Below are 18,452 nucleotides of genomic sequence, written 5' to 3'. Positions count from 1 at the left end.
GAGGGGACGTCGATGCAGATGAAAGGAAAAGAGGCTGTATTCGTCGTGCTGCTGAGCGGTATTTCCCTGCTCGCACTGATGTTTTTGGCCAAAGCGACGCCACATATGGCGATCTTTGGCACAATGGTATTAATAGGAGGTTACGCGTATTATCGCACGCGTGATTTCAAACGAATCGAAGCCGCGATGATTAGCGGGATTCGCGAAGCCATCATGCCGGTCTTGATTTTATTGTTGATCGGGATGTTGATTGGCGTATGGCAAATGTCTGGCACGGTGGCGACAATCCTCTCCATCGGTTTAGATACAATTTCAGCGCAATGGTTCTTGCCGAGCGTCCTGCTCATCACGATGATCGTCTCGTCGTTTACGGGTAGTGCCTTCACGACAGTCGGTACGGTCGGGGTCGCCTTGTTCGGAATCGGGATGGCGCTCGGGATCTCTCCGGCGCTTGCCGCCGGGGCAATCGTTTCGGGTGCATTGTTCGGCGATAAAATGAGTCCATTGTCAGATACGACGAACTTTGCGCCGGCCGTGGCCGGTGTCAAACTGTTTGATCATATCCGCTTCATGATGGGAACGACCGTCCCAGCCTTCCTCATCACACTCGTCTTATTTACGATTCTCGGTCGGAGCGGTCAAGCAGCGGATACGGCCCAAATCGCTGAAGCACAGGCGGCACTCGCCGGGCGATTCAACTTATCTTGGTTGACACTCCTCGCACCTGTTCTCGTCGCGGTGCTTGCGTTCCGCCGGATGCCGGTCTTGCCGACGATGCTCGTCGGGATGTTCGCCGGTGTGTTGACGGCAGGGTTTGTTCAAGGTAACTGGAACGTCACGAACTGGTTCGGCGTCATGCAGGCCGGCTTCAAGTCGGGCGTCGAGAACGAGACGATTGCGGCCGTACTGGACCGTGGTGGACTCGAGTCGATGCTCTGGTCGGTCAGCCTCGTCTTGATTGCGCTCGCCTTCGGTGGGTTGCTCCGTGAACTCGGTGTGTTCCAAGCGATTGTCGACGCATTGCTCGAACGATTGAAGTCACCGGGCAGTTCCGTGCTCTCGGTCGTCCTCAGCTCGATTGGTGTCAACTTGCTCGCGGGCGAGCAGTACTTGTCAATCTTGCTCCCAGGTCAGGCGTTCAAGCAAGGGTTTATCGACCGCGGCATCGATCCCCGTTACTTGTCACGTGCCCTCGAAGATGGCGGGACGGTGATCAACCCGCTCATCCCATGGGGCGTGTCGGGTGCGTTCTTCGCGGCCACGCTCGGTGTGCCGGTGCTTGAATACGCACCGTTCGCCTTCTTCCTCTGGCTCAGCCCGATCTTCTCGATTATTCTCGGATACGTGAAGTTGGGAAAGCAACGTGAGGCGATGCGAATCGCATCTTAATCGAATGATTCCAAAAAGACCATCCAGGACAATTAGCTGTCCTGGATGGTTTTTGAGTGTCTCAGATAAAAGAGTTCTCGAGTTGCCATAACGCATCCCCGAACTGGTCGATGAGCGCCTGCGCTCTGGATTCGATATCCGTCGGCAAATCAGCTCTTGAGAAATACTGCAAGTCCAGACTTTCTCCGTCGTTCATGGCTAACGTCCCTTGCACGCGCTTCGCATGGAAGAGGTTGATGACACTGTGCGTCTCATCCCCGTTCGGGTACTTGAAGTAAAACTTCGGCCCCGAACAGACACCGACGAGTTCAAATTGATCGGTTTCAAGCCCTGTCTCTTCATTCAATTCACGAGCGGCCACTTCTTCTAACGTCTCGTTCAACTCCATCGATCCCCCAGGCAATCCCCAATCATGCGTATCGGAACGATGCTGAAACAATAGCTCATGCCTGTCATTCAAGACGAGCACGGTCGCCCCGACAGTGATTAATGGCCTGTTGCCGACTGTCTTTCTTAATTCTAATAGATATCCCACCTTGGTTCGCCTCACTTTCCTGTACATACATTCCGGTCATACCCTTGAAACTCCTGCCTGAGCCGACTTGATTGTCATCGGGCATCTTCTTTGTGTCACCCCGTCTTCATTTGAGAAAATAAACCGAGGGAGGGATGATGATGAAACGACTCGATCCATCATTTTATGAACAACCGACGCTCGAACTGGCCCGGTCACTACTCGGTCATTATCTCGTCCATGATCATCTCGACGGTCAAATTGTCGGGAAAATCGTCGAGACGGAAGCGTACCTTGGTGCCATCGATCGAGCGGCCCATAGCTTCGGGGGCAGGCGGACGAATCGGACCGAGGTCATGTTCGGGTTACCGGGACATGTCTATACGTATCAGATGCACACACATACACTCTTGAACGTCGTGAGCGGTCCGGTCGGCACGCCGGAAGCCGTCCTCATCCGAGCCATCGAGCCGATTGAAGGACAGGCCATCATCGACATGAATCGACCTGGCATCAAACGGTTCGATCAGACGAACGGTCCCGGCAAGCTGACGAAAGCGCTCGGGATCACGATGGACCTGTATGGGCATTCGCTTCAACATGAACCGCTTTATATCGTCGAAGGGAGCGCCATCCCGGATATCGAGGCCGGTCCGCGGGTCGGCATTCCGAATACGGGCGAAGCGCGTGACTACCCGTACCGCTTCTTCGAACGAGCCAATCCGTACGTCTCAAAGTTCCGCTGAATGTTTAATGGTCCGTTACGGGTGGAACAGTCCTTATGTGCATAAAACAAAAACTAAGGAGTGTTTCCGATATGGCAAAAGTAGCAACGCTAATCACAGATATGTTTGAAGACGTAGAGTTTACAGGTCCACGCGACGCATTGGTGGAAGCGGGGCACGACGTTGTCACGATCGAGAAGAAAGCCGGCAACACGGTCGAAGGCAAACAAGGGGAGTCGAAGGTCACAATCGACAAAGCCATCGATGACGTGTCACCGGAAGATTTTGACGCACTACTGTTACCGGGCGGATTCTCACCTGACTTGTTACGCGAAGATGACCGTTTCGTCCAATTCGCCAAGGCGTTCATGGACGCGAAAAAGCCGGTATTCGCCATCTGTCACGGCCCACAGCTGTTGATTACGGCGAAGACGCTCGAAGGACGCGACGCGACCGGCTACAAGTCGATTAAAGTCGACATGGAATATGCCGGTGCGAAGTATGCCGACAAAGAAGTCGTCGTCTGCCAAGAACAGCTCGTGACGAGCCGTCAACCGGATGACATCCCGGCGTTCAATCGCGAGATGCTCAATCTGCTTAAATAATGTGCAAGCCACGGAATTTTCCGTGGCTTTTTTTGTGGAAGCGGGAATAGGTGAATAAGGAGGAGATTCAGATGAAACGAGCACGTTCACCTAGTTAAGTCGGTCGAAACGTCGTGTTGCTCGGCTGGATGCGTTGGTTCGATGCGCTCATCCCAGCCTACACGATTGAACGTCTGTTTTGGGAGTCGCGGACGATCACGCTTCAAGAGGTTGTCTATCTCGAGATGATTTATGCCGTCCTCGTCGTGATGCTCGAAGTGCCGACAGGTGTGTTGGCTGATCGCTTGGAACGCCGACGTCTGTTGCAAATTGGGACTGCACTCGAGTGGGGTTCCTTTGTCGTGTTGCTTGTTTCCTTTTCGTTTGGTGGTTTCGCATTAGCCATCGCCTTATCAGGCATTGGGGCGGCGCTCCGGAGTGGGGCGGAGAACGCACTGCTCTATGAGACGCTTGAGCAAGATGGGAAGACGGAGACGTTCGAGCGCTCGGTCGGCCGATTGAATGTGATTGGAATCGTCGCAGCCGTTCTCGCTGCCATCAGTGGTAGTCTGCTGGCCACACGCTTCCCGTTTGAACTGAACTATGTGCTGTCGATTGTCAGTTTGTTCATCGCGACGTGTTGCAGTTGCGGGCTCGTCGAACCGAAACGAGTCATGTCAGACGAACGCTTGACGTGGGCGGATATCGAGGCCGGTTTCCGCTTCGTCTGGCAGCTTCGGCAATTGCTCATCATGACGTCGATGTTTGTTGTGACGTTTGCCGCCTTCAATTTCATCGATGAGTTTTGGCAGGTATATGCCCGCGACGTTGAGGTGCCCATCTATTGGTTCGGAATGATATCGACCGTTCTGTTGCTCATTCAAGTACCGGGGCAACTGCTCGCACCGATCTTGTTACAAATCGCGACGGCCGATCGCTGGTTGAACGGAATCGGCTGGGGCATCGGCATCGGTTTCGTCCTACTGGGCCTTTTCCCGGGACAAGCCGGTCTCGTCTGGATGGCAGGCATGGCGTTTCTTGTCGGCATGGTCGAGCCGCTCTATCTCGGCGTGCTGCATCACCGTGTCCCGTCCGTCATCCGGGCGACGACCGAGTCATCCGTCTCGATGTTGCTACACGGGAGCATCATTCTCATCGGACTAGTGTTTATTGTTGGAGCTGGTATGACGCTATTCATCGCATTTTTGTTCATCGGTGTGGTCGTCTGTATGCATCAGCTGGTCGTCATATTCATAGGATGGAGAGGGGATGCGTAAGCGAGCATCCTCTTTTTTACGCCTCAAGACCGAGGCGGGCGGAGAAGCAACCGTGTATGATAAGAAACAATACAGAAGTAGGAGACAGAAGATGGAATGGTATGAACTACTGATTGGGTTTTTGTTAGGTGTCGTCGAAGGACTGACAGAGTTTGCTCCGGTATCGTCAACGGGACATATGATTCTCGTGGACGACCTATGGCTCAACTCGAGTAGTTTCCTCGGTCAAGAGGTGGCGAACACATTTAAGATCGTCATTCAGCTCGGTTCGATTTTAGCGGTCATCGTCGTATTTCGAAATCGGTTCAAAGAGTTATTGAATCCGAAGGAGTTGCTCGCGATTCGTAGTAGCGGACCGACAAAGAAACTGAACTTGCTACATATCTTCATCGGTCTGCTCCCGGCAGGCGTGCTCGGGCTATTGTTTGAAGACTATATCGATGAGAACTTGTTCTCGATCAAAACCGTCTTAATCGGACTCGTCATCGGGGCATTCTTCATGATTGCCGCGGACTTGTCAGGCGTAAAGCGTCAAACGACTGCAACGCTTGATGAGATTACGTATAAGCAGGCACTCGGTGTCGGCCTGATTCAATGTTTCTCGCTCTGGCCAGGTTTTTCACGCTCAGGTTCGACCATCTCGGGAGGTGTCCTCTTAGGGATGAGTCACCGGGCAGCGGCAGACTTTACATTCATCATGGCTGTACCGATTATGTTCGGTGCTAGTGCGCTGTCGCTCTACAGCAAATGGGAGTACTTTACGATGGCGACCCTCCCGGTCTTCGTCGTCGGATTCATTAGCGCGTTCTTATTCGCGCTGTTGTCGATTAAATTCTTCTTGAAGTTGATCAACAAAGTGAAGTTGACGCCGTTCGCGGTGTATCGCATCGTGCTGGCGGCTGTGATTTACTTCTTGTACTTCTAAGCAAAAAAGCGCATGTCAGCACATGCGCTTTGAAACCAATGATCCATCAAGTTCGTATAACCAAGTAGAGGTGAGAACATGGAACATATCGTTGTCGTATTGGGAACGTTGATCGGCCTCGGGGCTGTCGGTGCACTATTGTACATGACACGTCTCGCCTACGAATCATGAGAACGGATAGTGATAGAAGCGCTCACGTTGGAGTAACTCCATGACGTGGGCGTTTTCTGCGTTATCAATCGCACGGAGCAGGCCTTCCGTCTGGGAGCGGTGGGCGAGCAACGCCTCGCGTTTCGCGGCGCTCTCGTCACCGACTTCGATGATGACGTGCGGTTTTCCAAGTTCTGCTTCGGTGCGGTGGTCGAACGCGACCCCTAAAAACTCAGGACGATTCGCTTCATCCATCTCTTGGAGCGCTCGAACGACCGCCCGTGCCGTCGCCTCGTGATCGGGGTGGACGGCGTAACCCGGGTAGAACGAGATGACACGAGCAGGATTCACTTCTTCAATCAAGGCACTAAACCGTCCGGCAAGTTCCGCTTCGTCTTCGAATTCGACGGTCTTGTCGCGGAGTCCCCACATGCGGAGGTCGTCGATGCCCATGACGGCACACGCTTCCTCGAGCTCATGCTTGCGAATCTTCGGTAACTCTTCTCGCGTCGTGAAAATCGGCGAACCCATATTGCGGCCCATCTCACCGAGCGTCAAGCAGACGTACGTGACCGGGAATCCGTTTTTTTGATGTTGGATGATCGTCCCGGCGGAGCTGAACGCTTCATCATCGGGATGCGGAAAAATGACGAGTAATGGTCCATTCATTGGCTTTCCACCTCCGAGGCTCCTTGCGGGAGCGGTTTGATGTCTAAGTGTAAGGCGCAGGCGAGACGACCGAGGCGGTCGTGACCGGCGAGCAGGAGTTGATCCCCATGCTGTTCGTAGTCGGTCAAGCCTTCGACGTAAAGCCACCCGTGATCAAGCTTCAAGCCGACCCGGTATGGGCCGTTGCCTTTGATTTGGCCGATGCTATATTCGATGACGACGTTGCGAATAAACATGCCGGCGTTATGGAAATCAGGGTCGTTATGCGTCGCATACGCCCCGTTCGTCGTCTCGACATGGACATAGAGCGGCATGGATACATGCGCGTCTAAGTAGGTCTGGATGGTTGTAGGTTGAATCGATTTCACGCGGTTCCCTCCAATGGAAACGATGACCCGAGACATGCGTCCCGGGCCACCCGTTAAGATTGTGTTGCTAATTTTTTACGGTACCCGGTATGGTTCGTCGGACCAACGTATTGGTTGAGACGGAACGAATGACGGACCGCTTCCGTGATGAACTCTTTTCCGATTTGAATCGCCTCGTCGACAGAGTGACCGTTCGCGAGTGATGCCGCAATTGCTGATGAGAACGTGCAACCCCCACCATGTGTGAAAGCTGGTTCGATTTTCTCACTCTCAAGGAGACGGTACTCGTTGCCGTCGTAAAGCACGTCGAACGCTGTATCGAAGCCGAGCTTGCCACCGACTTTGACGATGACGATTTCAGCGCCGAGTTCATGGATCAAGCGTGCGGCCTCTTTGATTTCTTCCATCGTTGAAGGTGTTTTATCAAGGCCAGCGAGCATACGCGCCTCGAACAAGTTTGGTGTGATGATTTTAGCGACCGGCACGAGGTGCTTGCGCATCGCGACCGCGACGTCCGGATTGAGAATTTCATCAGCACCTTTGCATGCCATGACCGGATCGACGACCGCGTTTTGGATGCCGTACTCTTTAATTTTACGAGCGGCGAGTTCGATGATCTCTGGCGTCGGGAGCATGCCGGTCTTGACAGCATCAACCCCGATTCCGGCGAGGACCGTATCGATTTGTTTCTCGATCAACGTCGTGTCAATCGGGAACACTTCGTGGTGCCACGCGTTATGCGGGTCTTGCGCTACGATGACTGTGAGTGCGGTCATCCCGTAAACACCGAGCTCTTCCATCGTCTTCAAATCAGCCTGGATGCCTGCACCGCCGCTCGTATCCGAGCCGGCGATCGTTAACGCTTTTTTCATTGTCATAGTCGTTCAATCCCCTTTGTCTGTTTGGATAGTTTCACTATAACGACTTTTTGACGATACGACAAATCCCGAGGTCGCATCGAGACAGGAATAAGTTTTGAAATTTGGTGGCAGGATTTCAATCATATTTGGGGAATAGTAATGAATAGGGTGTAGACCACTTTCAATTGGCTAGGAGGAAAACCGCATGTTAGTGCATAGCTTATGCATTCCGAAGAAAGATGTCGTCACAATCAGTGAAAAGGCGACATTACGCGAGGCGCTCGACACGCTCGAAAAGACAGGCTACCGCTGTGTCCCTGTGCTCGATGAGACGGGAACGTTTTTCCGCGGTAATATTTATAAAATGCATATTTATCGCCACGGGATGAGTGGGGCGAGCCTAGACGATAACGTCATGGAGCTCATCAAGAACACGCAAAAGTACGTCCATGAATCGGACGGCTTCTTCAAAGTGTTCTTCTCGATCAAAGAATTACCGTATATCGCTGTTTTGAAAGATGAGAGCAACGAATTCTACGGGATTTTGCCGCACGGGAAGATGCTCGGCATGCTCGAAGAGGCATGGAGCCGTGATACGGGGAGTTATGTTGTCACAATCGCACTTAGTGAGCAGGCGGGGGCGCTTGAGAAAATCACGAAAGTCATCAGCAAATATTCATCGATCGCTAGTCTCATGACGCTTGACGCCAAGAGTAAAGTCTTGCGCCGGGTATTGATCACGTTGCCACCGGACTGTGACGAGAAGACGAAGGACAAAATCGTCGCGAAACTTGAACAAAAAGGGTTCCGCGTCGTCGAAGTCGAAAACTTGAACAACTGATTAAAGACCTTCCTCGTGCTTGAGGAAGGTCTTTTCAGTCCAATCGTTTTTCCATTCGAATATCTGGCCAAAACCGGCCGTTCCAATAGGTGAACGCCTCGATGCGGGCAATTTCCGTGTAGCCGACCTTTCGATAAAGGTGATGAGCCGCTTCATTGAACCCAAACACACCGAGCTCGATGCGAGGCACGCCTTGCGCACGCAGTCGTTCTTCTAACAGGGCGAGGGCCGTTGTGCCGACACCTCTCCCGCGACCGCTCGGTTCTCCAATCACAAGCCCGAGCCAAGCGCTTCCGGGCTCTTTGTCGTAAAGATGCGGGGCATCATAGATCACGTTCACCTCCCCAACGAGCGTGTCGTTTGTGTAGATGAGGAAGATGTCATGTGTCTGGAGGCGGTTCGTCAAATCGTGTACCGTCATGTACTGTTCGGCGACGAGCTCTTCTTCCGACCGGGCCGGACGAATCAAATGGACGATTGTCGGGTCATTGTTCCAGCGATTAAACGTCGCGACGATGGCGTCCGACGCTTCTTGTAAAGGGACGAGCGAGATGGTCATCATTTCCCCTCCTTTCCGTAACATGCTTTCGCGCTTGAGAGGAAAAGTCCTTGTCTCACTCGATCGGTTTCAAGACGTTCAAATGGCTTGGGAGCACTTCAAACGTGAGCGGGAGCTTGCCACCTGTGTCGCCGTCGGCATTGACTGGGAGTGACTCTGGTGAGTCGACATGGATTCGTTTCGTCGTGAACGATGTGACGCTGTCCGTCTCTTTCAATTTTCCTGTGAACAGGGCCGGGGCAAGTTGGACCGCGTCTTTGAAGCCGAGGTTTTCAAATAAGTAAACGTGAAGCAAGCCATCGTTCAGTTCAGCATCCGGTTCGAAGTTCTCAAATCCGCCGACCGAGTTCGTGAGGGCGATGACGACCAAATACGCGTCTCCGTCGAACGTATGCTCGTCCGATTGGACCGACAGCGCGTATGGACTATGTTCGCGGAACGCTTTGATGCCTTCAATCAAGTAGGCGAACGGTCCCCATTTTGTTTTCTCCTCGACACTGACCTCATCGACCGCCTCGGCGATGAGACCGATGGCGATGACATTCATAAAGTAGCCATTCTCATATTTGCCGATATCCATCGGTGTCGGTTGCGCGGTTTTTAGCGCCTCAATTGCCGCCTCGGGATCGCTCGGGACTCCGAGGGCGCGGGCGAGATCGTTGACGGTACCGAGCGGGATGATCCCGAAATCGGGACGGTGGTCGGCTTCGGCGAGACCGGTCACCGCCTCGTTCAACGTTCCGTCGCCACCCATCGCGATGACGGCTTGATAGTGTTTCGCTGCCGCTTCTCGGGCGAACTCGGTCGCGTCATCTGCTTTTTTCGTAAAGCGGACATCGACGTTGCCGTACCGTTCCCGCAGCACTTCTTCAGCGAAGGCAGCGTGCTCGTTTCCTAACTCTTTCCCAGACGATGGGTTAACGATTAACATGACTGTATCCATCTAACAACATTCTCCTTTTCACATTCGGATATTGTCATCTATTCCCGTCATGTGACTCGACTAGTCATAAAAAAAACAACACAGACGTGTTGTTCAGTAGTGCCGGAACGCCGACATATCGAGATGGCTTGCATCCGACTCGTCGACGGCGAGTTCGATTTTCAAATGTTCATGGAACGGTGAGTCGAACGCGCCCATACAGGCGACCGGTTCATGGTCAGGGACGGGAGACTTACGTTTCGTTTTGACGAACAAGTAGTCCTCACGTGATAACGTCAACAAGAAACGTTCGACCGCGTGGGGCTCGCGTGTGACGTTTGGCCATGGTAAGTGGTTGAACAATAAAAAGACCGCTCCTTCTTTTTCGAGCGCATAATCTGGAGCAATCCCTTCCCGGTTCAACAACTCGATGACCGTACCCAAATAGGCTTGTTTAATCGTCAATGAAATTTCATAATACTCGCGCATACCGTCCATCCTTTCTAAAAATCGCAATAATTCCATTCTAAACGTTTCAGACAGGGGCGACAATGAAGAAGTTTCTTGACGAAGTGTTTTTCCCACCGTATACTGCTCATGTCCTGCTATACTAAAGATAAATGATGAACGAATTGAGGTGAAACCGACATGATTGAATCACTCGAATTGAAGGCATGGATCGTTTTGGCACGGACAATGGACGCAATCAGTGACCGTGTAAAAGACGACCTGAGACGCCACCAATTGAATTCAACAGAGTTCGGTGTTTTATCCGTATTGTATAAACGAGGGGATACCCCGCTCCAGCAAATCGGAGATCAAATTTTGATTACGAGCGGCAGCGTCACATACGTCATTGATAAGCTTGAAAAACGTGGCTTGATTGAGCGTGTGGCTTGTCCGTCTGACCGACGTGTCACGTATGCCTCGCTGACCGAGGAAGGCAAGCGCTTGATGGACGTCGTCTATCCGGAGCATATTGAAATCTTTAAAGATATTTACGGTCCACTCAGTGAAGAGGAGACGGAAATGCTGATCGACTTATTGAAACGGGTCGGTTATAACGCGGCAGGCAAATGACGCCTGCCTGTTTTTTACCAATTTATCTTGAAGTTAAAATAATTGACTGTGAGATATACAGGTGATATAGTTCATACTGTTGTTACAAATAGAGATTACATTCATGGAGGAACCCATTATGAAAAAGGTATTATACGTATCGGCTAACCCGAAACCGACAGAATTGTCATACAGCAAACAAGTCGCTGAAACGTTCATGACGACACTCACGAACGAGAACGCGTCACTCGAAGTCGAAGCGATCGAACTTTACGATGTCGATGTCCAAGAAATCGACGGCGACGTCCTCAGCGCATGGGGCAAATTCGCATCAGGCGAAGCCCTCACAGACGTTGAAGCGTCTAAAGTCGCGACGATGAGCGGCATGCTCGAGAAGTTCATGGAAGCTGACATGTATGTGTTCGCGACACCGATGTGGAACTTCTTCTTCCCAGCACGCATGAAGATGTTCCTCGATAGCGTCTTGACTGCCGGTAAAACGTTCCGTTACACAGAGCAAGGTCCAGTCGGCCTTCTCGAGAACAAACAAGCGATCCACATCCAAGGTACGGGTGGTATCTACACAGGTACGGACCTCAACTTCGCAGACGCTTACCTCCGTCAAGCACTCGCATTCGTAGGCGTGACAGAAGTGACGACACTTCCGGTTGAAGGCATGAACCAATACCCAGACAAAATCGAAGAAATCGTTGCTGACGCAAAAGCGAAAGCCGAAGCACTTGCGAAAGAAGTCGCAGGCGCAATCACAGTATAATCATCAAGGCGAGTCCAATCGGGCTCGTCTTTTTCTGTGCCATCGATTCGGGTATGATAAGACGGAAAGGGGAGAAGAACATGGGAGAAACGTTATCAGATCGCTTGCTCGGCGATTGGAGCGACATCATCGCGACCGAGATGAGCGAGCCATATTTTGCTGACTTAAAGACGTTCGTCGATGAGGCGTATGCCACATCGACCGTGTATCCGGTCCGAGAAGACATTTGGAACGCATTCGTCTACACGAAGTTCAAGGACGTCAAATGCGTCATTCTCGGACAAGATCCATACCATGGGCCGAACCAAGCGCATGGACTCAGTTTCTCGGTCCAAGACGGCGTCCGCCTTCCACCGTCACTCCGTAACATTTTTAAAGAATTGCAGGACGATATCGGTTGTCCAGTGCCGACTAGCGGGAATTTGGAAAAATGGGCCCGACAAGGTGTGCTGTTGCTCAACACCGCGCTCACGGTCGAAGCGGGTAAGGCCGGGTCACATCGCGGGCAGGGATGGGAGCAGTTCACTGATTCCATCATCGAGCGACTCGGGCAGCGGGAAGAGCCGATCGTATTCGTCTTATGGGGCAACGACGCGAAGAAGAAACAGAAATGGATTGGCCCGCAACACGCCGTCTTGACGTCGGTCCATCCGAGTCCGCTCTCGTCCCATCGCGGCTTTTTCGGATCGAAACCGTTCTCGCAAGTGAACGCCAAGCTGAAGGTGTGGGGACAATCGGAAATCGATTGGTGTTTGTAACAGTCTGCAGATGCGGACTGTTTTTTTGTTGACGGCGTCCGAATCGTCTGTTATTGTTACTAGCAACAAGACGCTTTAGCACTTAAAAGCGAATGTGCATAGAAGCATAACTGTATAACAGTATAAAAGCAACGACCAAACCGAAGTAGAGACATCTTCCCTGGCCCAGAGAGCGTGTGGTGCTGTGAACACGCCCAAAGGATGAATCGAATTACAGTTTGCGAGCTCTCACTTGTTGAGCGGTCCCCCGTTATCGGATTAGAGTGACTAGACTCCGTCTAGTAATCAGGGTGGTACCGCGGCAAAGTCGTCCCTATCGAGTAACTCGATAGGGACTTTTTTACGTTCAGTCAATCAAAGGAGGAAACATCATGCTCACACAATCGATCCCACGCCATTTGGCCCCTCATATTTCACCACAGTTCTACGACGAGTACACGCCGACCGACCATGCCGTCTGGCGCTTCGTGCTACGCCTGAATTTGCATACGCTCGAAGGAAAGGCCCATCCGTTCTACATCGAAGGCCTAAAGAAGACAGGCATGGGGCCAAATCGCCTTCCCGACGTTGAAAAAATGACCGAGGAGATGCGGACGGCCGGTTGGTCGACGGTCGCGGTCGATGGACTCATTCCAGGCGTCGCTTTCTTTGATTTCCAAGGGAACGGGATGTTGCCGGTCGCGACCGACATTCGGAAAGTCGAGAATATCTTGTACAGCCCGGCGCCGGACATTATCCATGAGGCGGCCGGTCACGCACCGATGTTGATGGATCCGGAGTTCTCACAAATTGTGAAGCGGTTCGGTCAGCTTGGGGCGAAAGCGTTCATGAATCGGGAAGAACACGCCTCGTTTGCAGCACTAAAACGATTGACCGTCGTGAAGGAGAATGCGAACTCGACGGATGAAGAGATCGCGGCAGCCGAAGCGGCGGTCCATGCGGCCAAAGCGCAAGTGACCGGTTTCTCTGAAGCGCAACAAGTGGCCCGCATCTTTTGGTGGACGGTCGAGTTTGGTCTCATCGGTGATGTGGACAGTCCGCTCATTTACGGGGCCGGCCTGTTATCTTCGGTCGGAGAGAGCCGTCACTGTTTGACTGACGCCGTCACGAAACATCCGTTCGACTTGGAGCACGCACTTGAGACGAAGCAGGACGTGACGAATATGCAACGTGAACTGTTCGTCATTCCAGACTTTGAGGCATTGAAGGACGCGCTGGATGAGCTCGAGTCACGGATGGCGGTCAACAAAGGTGGCATCGCCTCGCTCGAGAAGGCGCTCGCCTCGGGTAGTCAATCGACCGTCCGACTTGAGGACGGGACAGACCGCGTCGGTGTGATTCGTCATGTGACGCGCTCTGGGGCGCACGCGCTCGTCCAATGGGACGACTGCGTGAACGTCAACCACGGTCAATTGACGAACTTACACAATCACGGCCTACTCGTTCTCGACGGACCGCTTCAAGAGGTGTTGGCGACAGCGGGAATCCAGTTAGATGGTCAAGTCGTTAACGAGACGGCAGAAGCGTTGCAGCTTGAAGACGTCGTCGTGACCATCGAAGGTCGACAGATTAAACTGGCCACACTTGAAGTGAGACAAGATACGCTCCCATCGATTTTCCCGGGCACCGAGATTGACGAACTCGTCATCTTGGAGAAACCGGTCCACATCGAGCGTGACGCACGTGTCTGGACGAAGGATGACCCGATGTTCAATCAAGTTCGTAATATGCGGGAGCAAGGTGAATCGATTGATGAGCTCGTACCGACGATTCTGGCCGACCATCCCGATGCATGGCTGCTCCACATCGAATGCTTGGAGCTCGTCGAGTCCACCGAACTTCGACAGGCGTTGACAGAACGCCTTCACGCGTTACGCGAGACGTCACCGTCGCGGCATGAGTTGATTGGCCGCGCGCTTCGCTTACTCAACTGACAAAAAGAATCCCCGCCCTGTGATGGGCGGGGATTCTTTGTTTAGCGTGTCGTCTCACGCAAAAACGTGATCAAACGGCGATACGTCGCACTAGCGGCTGGTTGATCCATCTCGAAATGGTAGTCATGGCCAAGTGTGTGTTCGTTTCGGTCGTAAAAGACGCTCGTGACGTCAGTACGACCTGAAAGAATCGTCGCGAACTCTTTCGCTTGAATCTCGAACGACCCGCTGTTGCCGTCAGTGATAAACGTCGGAACGAACGTGGCCGGGATGTTCACGAGCGGCGACGCCTCGGCGACGACCGGCAAGTCTTCCCAGTTGTATGTCCCAAAGTAAGCCCAACCGATCCGTTTGAACAAGAAGCGATTGAGCGCCTTCGATGACTCGACGATGCTTCGTTTCAAGTCGTACGGCCCCGACATGAGAACCGTGCCGAGGATGGACGATTTCGGGACGACTTGATTCACTTCGGCAGACGGCGCGTAGTCGTCATTCAATTGAATACCGACGAACTGGGCGACGAGTTGTGCACCGTTCGAATCGCCCGCAAAAAAGACGCGGTCGAGGTCGAGCCGGAAGCGGTCATTGTTTTCAGCGATATACGTGTACGCCTCTTCGAGTTGTTGGAGCGGTACCGGGTACGTGACGTCAGGGGCGAGCGCATAATTGACGCTAACGACGTTATAACCGTTGCTCGCGATCGATGTCGCATACTTGAAGACGTCGGCCTTATCGCCACCGACGAACGAACCACCGTGCACCCAAAAGATGGTCGGGACAATCTGTTTCTCGCCTTCATAACGAATCAAGTCGAACGTCCCGTGCTCATAAGCAGAATGGTAGTCGATGTCTTTCCGGACCGACGTTTTTTGAACGACCTCCTCAAACCCTTTGATGGCCACTTCGTTCCCGCCGGCAAATGAGGTCTTGACGAGGCGTGAGGTCGGTTTCGGGGACAAGAATACATAAGCGGCACCGGCGACAGCCGTCCCGATCAGTCCAAGTCCTGCTCGTTTCAATCCTTTATTCATCGTAATTCCTCCTTCAGTTCAACCTAAGCTGTCCGCTTACCGATCGGCGAGGACAGTTCCCATGAATGTTTCGACGACGTGCGCGATCCCGTCTTCATTGTTTGATTTCGTGATGAAGTCGGCTTTGCCTTTGACCGTCGCGTTGGCATTACCCATCGCGACACCGAGGCCGGCCCATTCGATCATCGTCAAGTCATTGTTTCCGTCACCACAAGCGATGACGTGGGCTTGCTCGATCCCGACGTGTTCGGCGAGGAAGGCAAGACTCGTCCCTTTGGTCACACCCGCTTCTGTGAACTCCAGGAAGAACGGCTTCGATCGTGCGACGGCGAGTTTTCCTTCGAGCTCGACTTGAAGTTTCGTTTCAATCGGGGCGAGCGTGTCTCCGTCACCGAGCATAAGACACTTGACGACAGGCGTCGTGACCGCTTCTTTGAAGTCATCGACATGGATGACCGGCATACCTGTCAACTCACCTTCGATATCGGTATATGGGTTCGGTTGATCGGTTACGATTTCGTTACCGATGTACGTATGAATCGCGATTTCTTCCCGGACACTGATATCATGGAGATGGGCGACCGTTTCCGGAAGCAACGTACTCGAAAAGATTTCTTCATTTGTCTCCCAGTTGATGATTGAGGCACCGTTAAATGAGAGAATATAGCTGCCGTATTTGGCGAGCTCTAGCTCTCGGGCTGCTTCCCACATCGCGTACGTCGGACGTCCGCTCGCGAGCACGACCTTGTGTCCACGTTCTTGTACATCCAGCAATGCCGCTTTCGTCTTGGCGGAAATCGTGTGATCGCTCGTGAGGAGCGTATCGTCCATATCTAAAACAATCATCTTGTAACTCATAATGGTAAGGAGTCCTCCTTCAGAATCTAATGACTCCATCCTAATACGATTTGAGGTCAATTGACAACCTTGTCGCAAAAACGTAACTATTAAGAAGTAGTGAACTTCAGAAGAGGTGGAATGATGAATCGAATATTAGTAGCCGAAGATGAGCATGCGATTCGCAGCTTTATCATCGTTAATTTAAAGCGAGCCGGATTTGACGTCTTTGAGGCGACGAACGGACGCGAGGCGGTCACGGCGTTCGATCGTGAACCGTTTGATATCGTGTTATTGGATGTGATGATGCCCGAGATGGACGGGTTCGAAGCTTGTGCGGCCATTCGCGACTTAGATGAGAACGTCGGCATCATCATGCTGACGGCGCGCACACTCGAAGAAGATAAAATCGAGGGACTGGGCAGAGGGGCGGACGACTATATCGCCAAGCCGTTCAGTCCGGGTGAGCTCGTCGCACGGATTCAAGCGCTCCTCCGACGTGTCGAGAAAGTGAAACGTAAAGAGAAGAAACGATTGAAGTCAGGGCCGTTCGCGATCGATTTGGCGGCGAAGCAAGTGACGAAGTATGGACAGTCCATCGATTTGACCCCGACCGAATACGATTTGATTTGTCATCTCGTTCAAAACGAGGAAGTCGTCTTATCGCGTGACGCGTTGTTGGATGCTGTTTGGGGCATCAATTACTTCGGAGACAGAAAGACGGTCGACGTCAATATTCGTCGTCTCCGTCAAAAAATTGAAGACGACCCGAGTCATCCGGCTTATATCGAGACGCTTTGGGGACACGGGTACAAATGGCGGAGACATGACGGATGAAGCAACAGCTCGTCATTCGGATTATGCTCGTCATGACGCTCGTGCTCGTCTTGCTCATGAGCGTCTTGTCGTACGGAACGTACCGCTACTACTATGAATATGAATCAGAGGCCTTACTTAGCCATGCGACGACGAGTGCCTATCTCTATCCGCAGGCGCAGGTCGGTTTTGAGACACCGAGCGCGTTCTCGGTTCTCGTCCGGACGTTCGGGTATCCCGGCACCGATTTGACGATTGTCGACCGCGCCGGTCAAATTATAAAAACGACAGGACAGCGGGTGCAACAGTCGGCTTTCACGCCGGAACAATTGCAAGACCTCGCACGCGGCGAGTCCGTCGTCCAAGATTACGATGCGGAAGGGAACCACTACTTGTCGGTGACGAGTCCCATTATGACGGACGGCACAAGTGAGTTCGCCATCAGCTTCACGCGACCGCTCGCCGATCTCGACACGTTAATCCGTGAGATTTGGATGGCTGTTGTCATGATTGGGGTTTTGATTTGGCTGGTCGCACTCTATGCCGTCATTCGGATTGCAGACCGCTTCGTACGACCGATTCGGGACATCATTGAAACGGCCGATGAGATGGCGCAAGGTGATTTCGACGTCGAAGTCTATTCCAATGAAAAACATGAGCTCGGGGCACTGGCTCGGACACTCACGTATTTAGGGGCAAAAGTACAGCAGCACCAGTCGACGCGAAATGAATTTCTATCAAACGTGTCGCACGAGTTGCGGACACCGCTCACTTCAATCAAAGGATGGACCGAAACGATTCGCGGCGGGGACGAGAAAGTATCGGATGAGACCGAACTCGGTTTGAGCATCATTCACTCGGAGACAGAGCGGATGATCGGGCTCGTCGAGCAGTTGCTCGATTACACAAAAATCGAAGAGAGCCGTCTCGTCTTGTATCGGCAAGAACTCGATCTCGTATCGCTGTTACGGAAAGTGACAATTCAGTTGAAACAGTCGCTCGAAGACAAACAGATCACGCTCATCGAACGGTACCCGCAAAAATCGATCGGTCTGTTTGATGAGAACCGGTTGAAACAAGTATTTTTGAACTTGCTCGAGAACGCGATTCGCTTCTCGCCGGAAGGTGGGACGTTGACGGTACGCTTTGTTCAGTCGGAACGGGTCGCGTTCATCTCAATCATTGATGAGGGGCCTGGTATCTCACGGGAGCATCTGCAGCGCATCACGGAAATGTTCTATCAGGCACAAGTGACGAAAGGAAGCAGTGGTCTTGGTCTCGCCATCGCCAAAGAGTTGATTGAGGCGCACGAAGGGAAGCTCGTCATCGAAAGTGAAGTCGGTCATGGGACGACGGTGACCGTTTTATTACCACTTGACCCGAGTGAACTGCATTAAAAGGGTTAAACTTCCCGAATTCAGGATACATGTAATTGTATGTAGAATGAGGGAGGTTTTTT

Annotated in this window: 21 protein-coding genes and 1 other annotated feature; of the genes, 12 read left to right on the top strand and 9 right to left on the bottom strand. The window is 52.5% G+C overall.

The annotated features are described in order from the left end of the window. The first annotated feature begins 12 nt into the window (after nucleotides 1–12). On the top strand, nucleotides 13–1,389 hold the full coding sequence (gene nhaC, locus EVJ34_RS11275; RefSeq protein WP_131434694.1) for a Na+/H+ antiporter NhaC: 1,377 nt from the start codon (nucleotides 13–15) through the stop codon (nucleotides 1,387–1,389). 61 nt (nucleotides 1,390–1,450) lie between these two features. On the opposite strand, the gene EVJ34_RS11270 is transcribed toward nhaC, so the two are convergent. Further along, nucleotides 1,451–1,924, bottom strand: a complete 474-nt coding sequence (locus tag EVJ34_RS11270; RefSeq protein WP_131485679.1) for an NUDIX hydrolase — start codon at nucleotides 1,922–1,924, stop codon at nucleotides 1,451–1,453. A gap of 137 nt (nucleotides 1,925–2,061) precedes the next feature. Between EVJ34_RS11270 and EVJ34_RS11265 the strand changes: the two genes are divergently transcribed. From EVJ34_RS11265 to EVJ34_RS11250, 4 genes are all read left to right on the top strand, one after another. Beyond that, nucleotides 2,062–2,649 carry a DNA-3-methyladenine glycosylase gene (locus EVJ34_RS11265; protein WP_483297327.1) on the top strand — a complete coding sequence of 196 codons (588 nt, stop codon included), beginning with the start codon at nucleotides 2,062–2,064 and terminating at the stop codon, nucleotides 2,647–2,649. 71 nt (nucleotides 2,650–2,720) lie between these two features. Continuing rightward, nucleotides 2,721–3,233 carry a type 1 glutamine amidotransferase domain-containing protein gene (locus EVJ34_RS11260; RefSeq protein ID WP_114164876.1) on the top strand — a complete coding sequence of 171 codons (513 nt, stop codon included), beginning with the start codon at nucleotides 2,721–2,723 and terminating at the stop codon, nucleotides 3,231–3,233. Between the two features lie 113 nt (nucleotides 3,234–3,346). Next, nucleotides 3,347–4,489 carry an MFS transporter gene (locus tag EVJ34_RS11255; protein WP_236636698.1) on the top strand — a complete coding sequence of 381 codons (1,143 nt, stop codon included), beginning with the start codon at nucleotides 3,347–3,349 and terminating at the stop codon, nucleotides 4,487–4,489. Nucleotides 4,490–4,580: 91 nt separating this feature from the next. Then, a complete protein-coding gene (locus tag EVJ34_RS11250) occupies nucleotides 4,581–5,414 on the top strand; it encodes an undecaprenyl-diphosphate phosphatase (RefSeq protein WP_131485818.1) in 834 nt (277 codons plus the stop codon). Between the two features lie 165 nt (nucleotides 5,415–5,579). Here EVJ34_RS11250 and bshB2 read toward each other — a convergent pair whose 3' ends face one another. Genes bshB2 through pdxK form a run of 3 tightly spaced genes read right to left on the bottom strand, consistent with a single transcriptional unit; the run spans nucleotide 5,580 to nucleotide 7,479 of the window. Then, nucleotides 5,580–6,233, bottom strand: a complete 654-nt coding sequence (gene bshB2, locus EVJ34_RS11245) for a bacillithiol biosynthesis deacetylase BshB2 (RefSeq protein WP_131485677.1) — start codon at nucleotides 6,231–6,233, stop codon at nucleotides 5,580–5,582. Next, complete coding sequence (locus EVJ34_RS11240; protein WP_034780768.1) at nucleotides 6,230–6,601, bottom strand: YojF family protein; 372 nt, start codon at nucleotides 6,599–6,601, stop codon at nucleotides 6,230–6,232. Before EVJ34_RS11240 ends, bshB2 begins: the two co-directional genes overlap by 4 nt. Before the next feature lie 53 nt (nucleotides 6,602–6,654). Then, nucleotides 6,655–7,479 (bottom strand): pyridoxine/pyridoxal/pyridoxamine kinase, encoded by an 825-nt coding sequence (gene pdxK / locus EVJ34_RS11235; RefSeq protein WP_131434707.1) that lies wholly within the window; start codon nucleotides 7,477–7,479, stop codon nucleotides 6,655–6,657. Between the two features lie 187 nt (nucleotides 7,480–7,666). Between pdxK and cbpA the strand changes: the two genes are divergently transcribed. Continuing rightward, complete coding sequence (cbpA, locus tag EVJ34_RS11230) at nucleotides 7,667–8,302, top strand: cyclic di-AMP binding protein CbpA (protein WP_021068112.1); 636 nt, start codon at nucleotides 7,667–7,669, stop codon at nucleotides 8,300–8,302. A 34-nt stretch (nucleotides 8,303–8,336) separates the two neighbouring features. Here the strand turns inward: cbpA and EVJ34_RS11225 are convergent, their stop codons facing one another. The 3 genes from EVJ34_RS11225 to EVJ34_RS11215 all read right to left on the bottom strand — a co-directional run bounded on the left by EVJ34_RS11225 (nucleotide 8,337) and on the right by EVJ34_RS11215 (nucleotide 10,272). Beyond that, a complete protein-coding gene (locus tag EVJ34_RS11225; protein ID WP_131434709.1) occupies nucleotides 8,337–8,861 on the bottom strand; it encodes a GNAT family N-acetyltransferase in 525 nt (174 codons plus the stop codon). Nucleotides 8,862–8,916: 55 nt separating this feature from the next. Then, nucleotides 8,917–9,804 (bottom strand): diacylglycerol/lipid kinase family protein, encoded by an 888-nt coding sequence (locus EVJ34_RS11220; protein ID WP_131434711.1) that lies wholly within the window; start codon nucleotides 9,802–9,804, stop codon nucleotides 8,917–8,919. Nucleotides 9,805–9,897: 93 nt separating this feature from the next. Then, nucleotides 9,898–10,272, bottom strand: a complete 375-nt coding sequence (locus tag EVJ34_RS11215) for a hypothetical protein (protein ID WP_131434713.1) — start codon at nucleotides 10,270–10,272, stop codon at nucleotides 9,898–9,900. Nucleotides 10,273–10,431: 159 nt separating this feature from the next. Between EVJ34_RS11215 and EVJ34_RS11210 the strand changes: the two genes are divergently transcribed. From EVJ34_RS11210 to EVJ34_RS11195, 4 genes are all read left to right on the top strand, one after another. Further along, nucleotides 10,432–10,863, top strand: coding sequence for a MarR family winged helix-turn-helix transcriptional regulator (locus tag EVJ34_RS11210; RefSeq protein ID WP_131434715.1), 432 nt, complete (start codon nucleotides 10,432–10,434; stop codon nucleotides 10,861–10,863). A gap of 118 nt (nucleotides 10,864–10,981) precedes the next feature. Then, nucleotides 10,982–11,617 (top strand): FMN-dependent NADH-azoreductase, encoded by a 636-nt coding sequence (locus tag EVJ34_RS11205; protein ID WP_131434717.1) that lies wholly within the window; start codon nucleotides 10,982–10,984, stop codon nucleotides 11,615–11,617. Nucleotides 11,618–11,697: 80 nt separating this feature from the next. Further along, the gene (locus EVJ34_RS11200; protein WP_236636697.1) at nucleotides 11,698–12,375 is read left to right on the top strand and encodes a uracil-DNA glycosylase; all 678 of its coding nucleotides are present in this window, start codon (nucleotides 11,698–11,700) and stop codon (nucleotides 12,373–12,375) included. A gap of 122 nt (nucleotides 12,376–12,497) precedes the next feature. Next, nucleotides 12,498–12,693, top strand: a binding site (T-box leader). A 53-nt stretch (nucleotides 12,694–12,746) separates the two neighbouring features. Next, nucleotides 12,747–14,309, top strand: coding sequence for an aromatic amino acid hydroxylase (locus EVJ34_RS11195; protein WP_131485675.1), 1,563 nt, complete (start codon nucleotides 12,747–12,749; stop codon nucleotides 14,307–14,309). Nucleotides 14,310–14,350: 41 nt separating this feature from the next. Here the strand turns inward: EVJ34_RS11195 and EVJ34_RS11190 are convergent, their stop codons facing one another. After that, nucleotides 14,351–15,340 carry an alpha/beta hydrolase gene (locus tag EVJ34_RS11190; protein ID WP_131434723.1) on the bottom strand — a complete coding sequence of 330 codons (990 nt, stop codon included), beginning with the start codon at nucleotides 15,338–15,340 and terminating at the stop codon, nucleotides 14,351–14,353. Between the two features lie 36 nt (nucleotides 15,341–15,376). Next, nucleotides 15,377–16,198, bottom strand: a complete 822-nt coding sequence (locus tag EVJ34_RS11185; RefSeq protein ID WP_131485674.1) for a Cof-type HAD-IIB family hydrolase — start codon at nucleotides 16,196–16,198, stop codon at nucleotides 15,377–15,379. A 123-nt stretch (nucleotides 16,199–16,321) separates the two neighbouring features. Between EVJ34_RS11185 and EVJ34_RS11180 the strand changes: the two genes are divergently transcribed. Both EVJ34_RS11180 and EVJ34_RS11175 read left to right on the top strand, forming a co-directional pair. Further along, complete coding sequence (locus tag EVJ34_RS11180) at nucleotides 16,322–17,014, top strand: response regulator transcription factor (protein ID WP_131434727.1); 693 nt, start codon at nucleotides 16,322–16,324, stop codon at nucleotides 17,012–17,014. After that, complete coding sequence (locus EVJ34_RS11175) at nucleotides 17,011–18,390, top strand: sensor histidine kinase (RefSeq protein ID WP_131434729.1); 1,380 nt, start codon at nucleotides 17,011–17,013, stop codon at nucleotides 18,388–18,390. The genes EVJ34_RS11180 and EVJ34_RS11175 overlap by 4 nt, the downstream gene beginning before the upstream one ends. Nucleotides 18,391–18,452: the final 62 nt, after the last annotated feature.

The sequence above is a fragment of the Exiguobacterium sp. SL-9 genome (assembly GCF_004336985.1).
Taxonomy (GTDB): domain Bacteria; phylum Bacillota; class Bacilli; order Exiguobacteriales; family Exiguobacteriaceae; genus Exiguobacterium.
The sequence above is the reverse complement of the archived record's forward strand: the minus strand, read 5'-3'. Positions and strand labels throughout refer to the sequence as shown.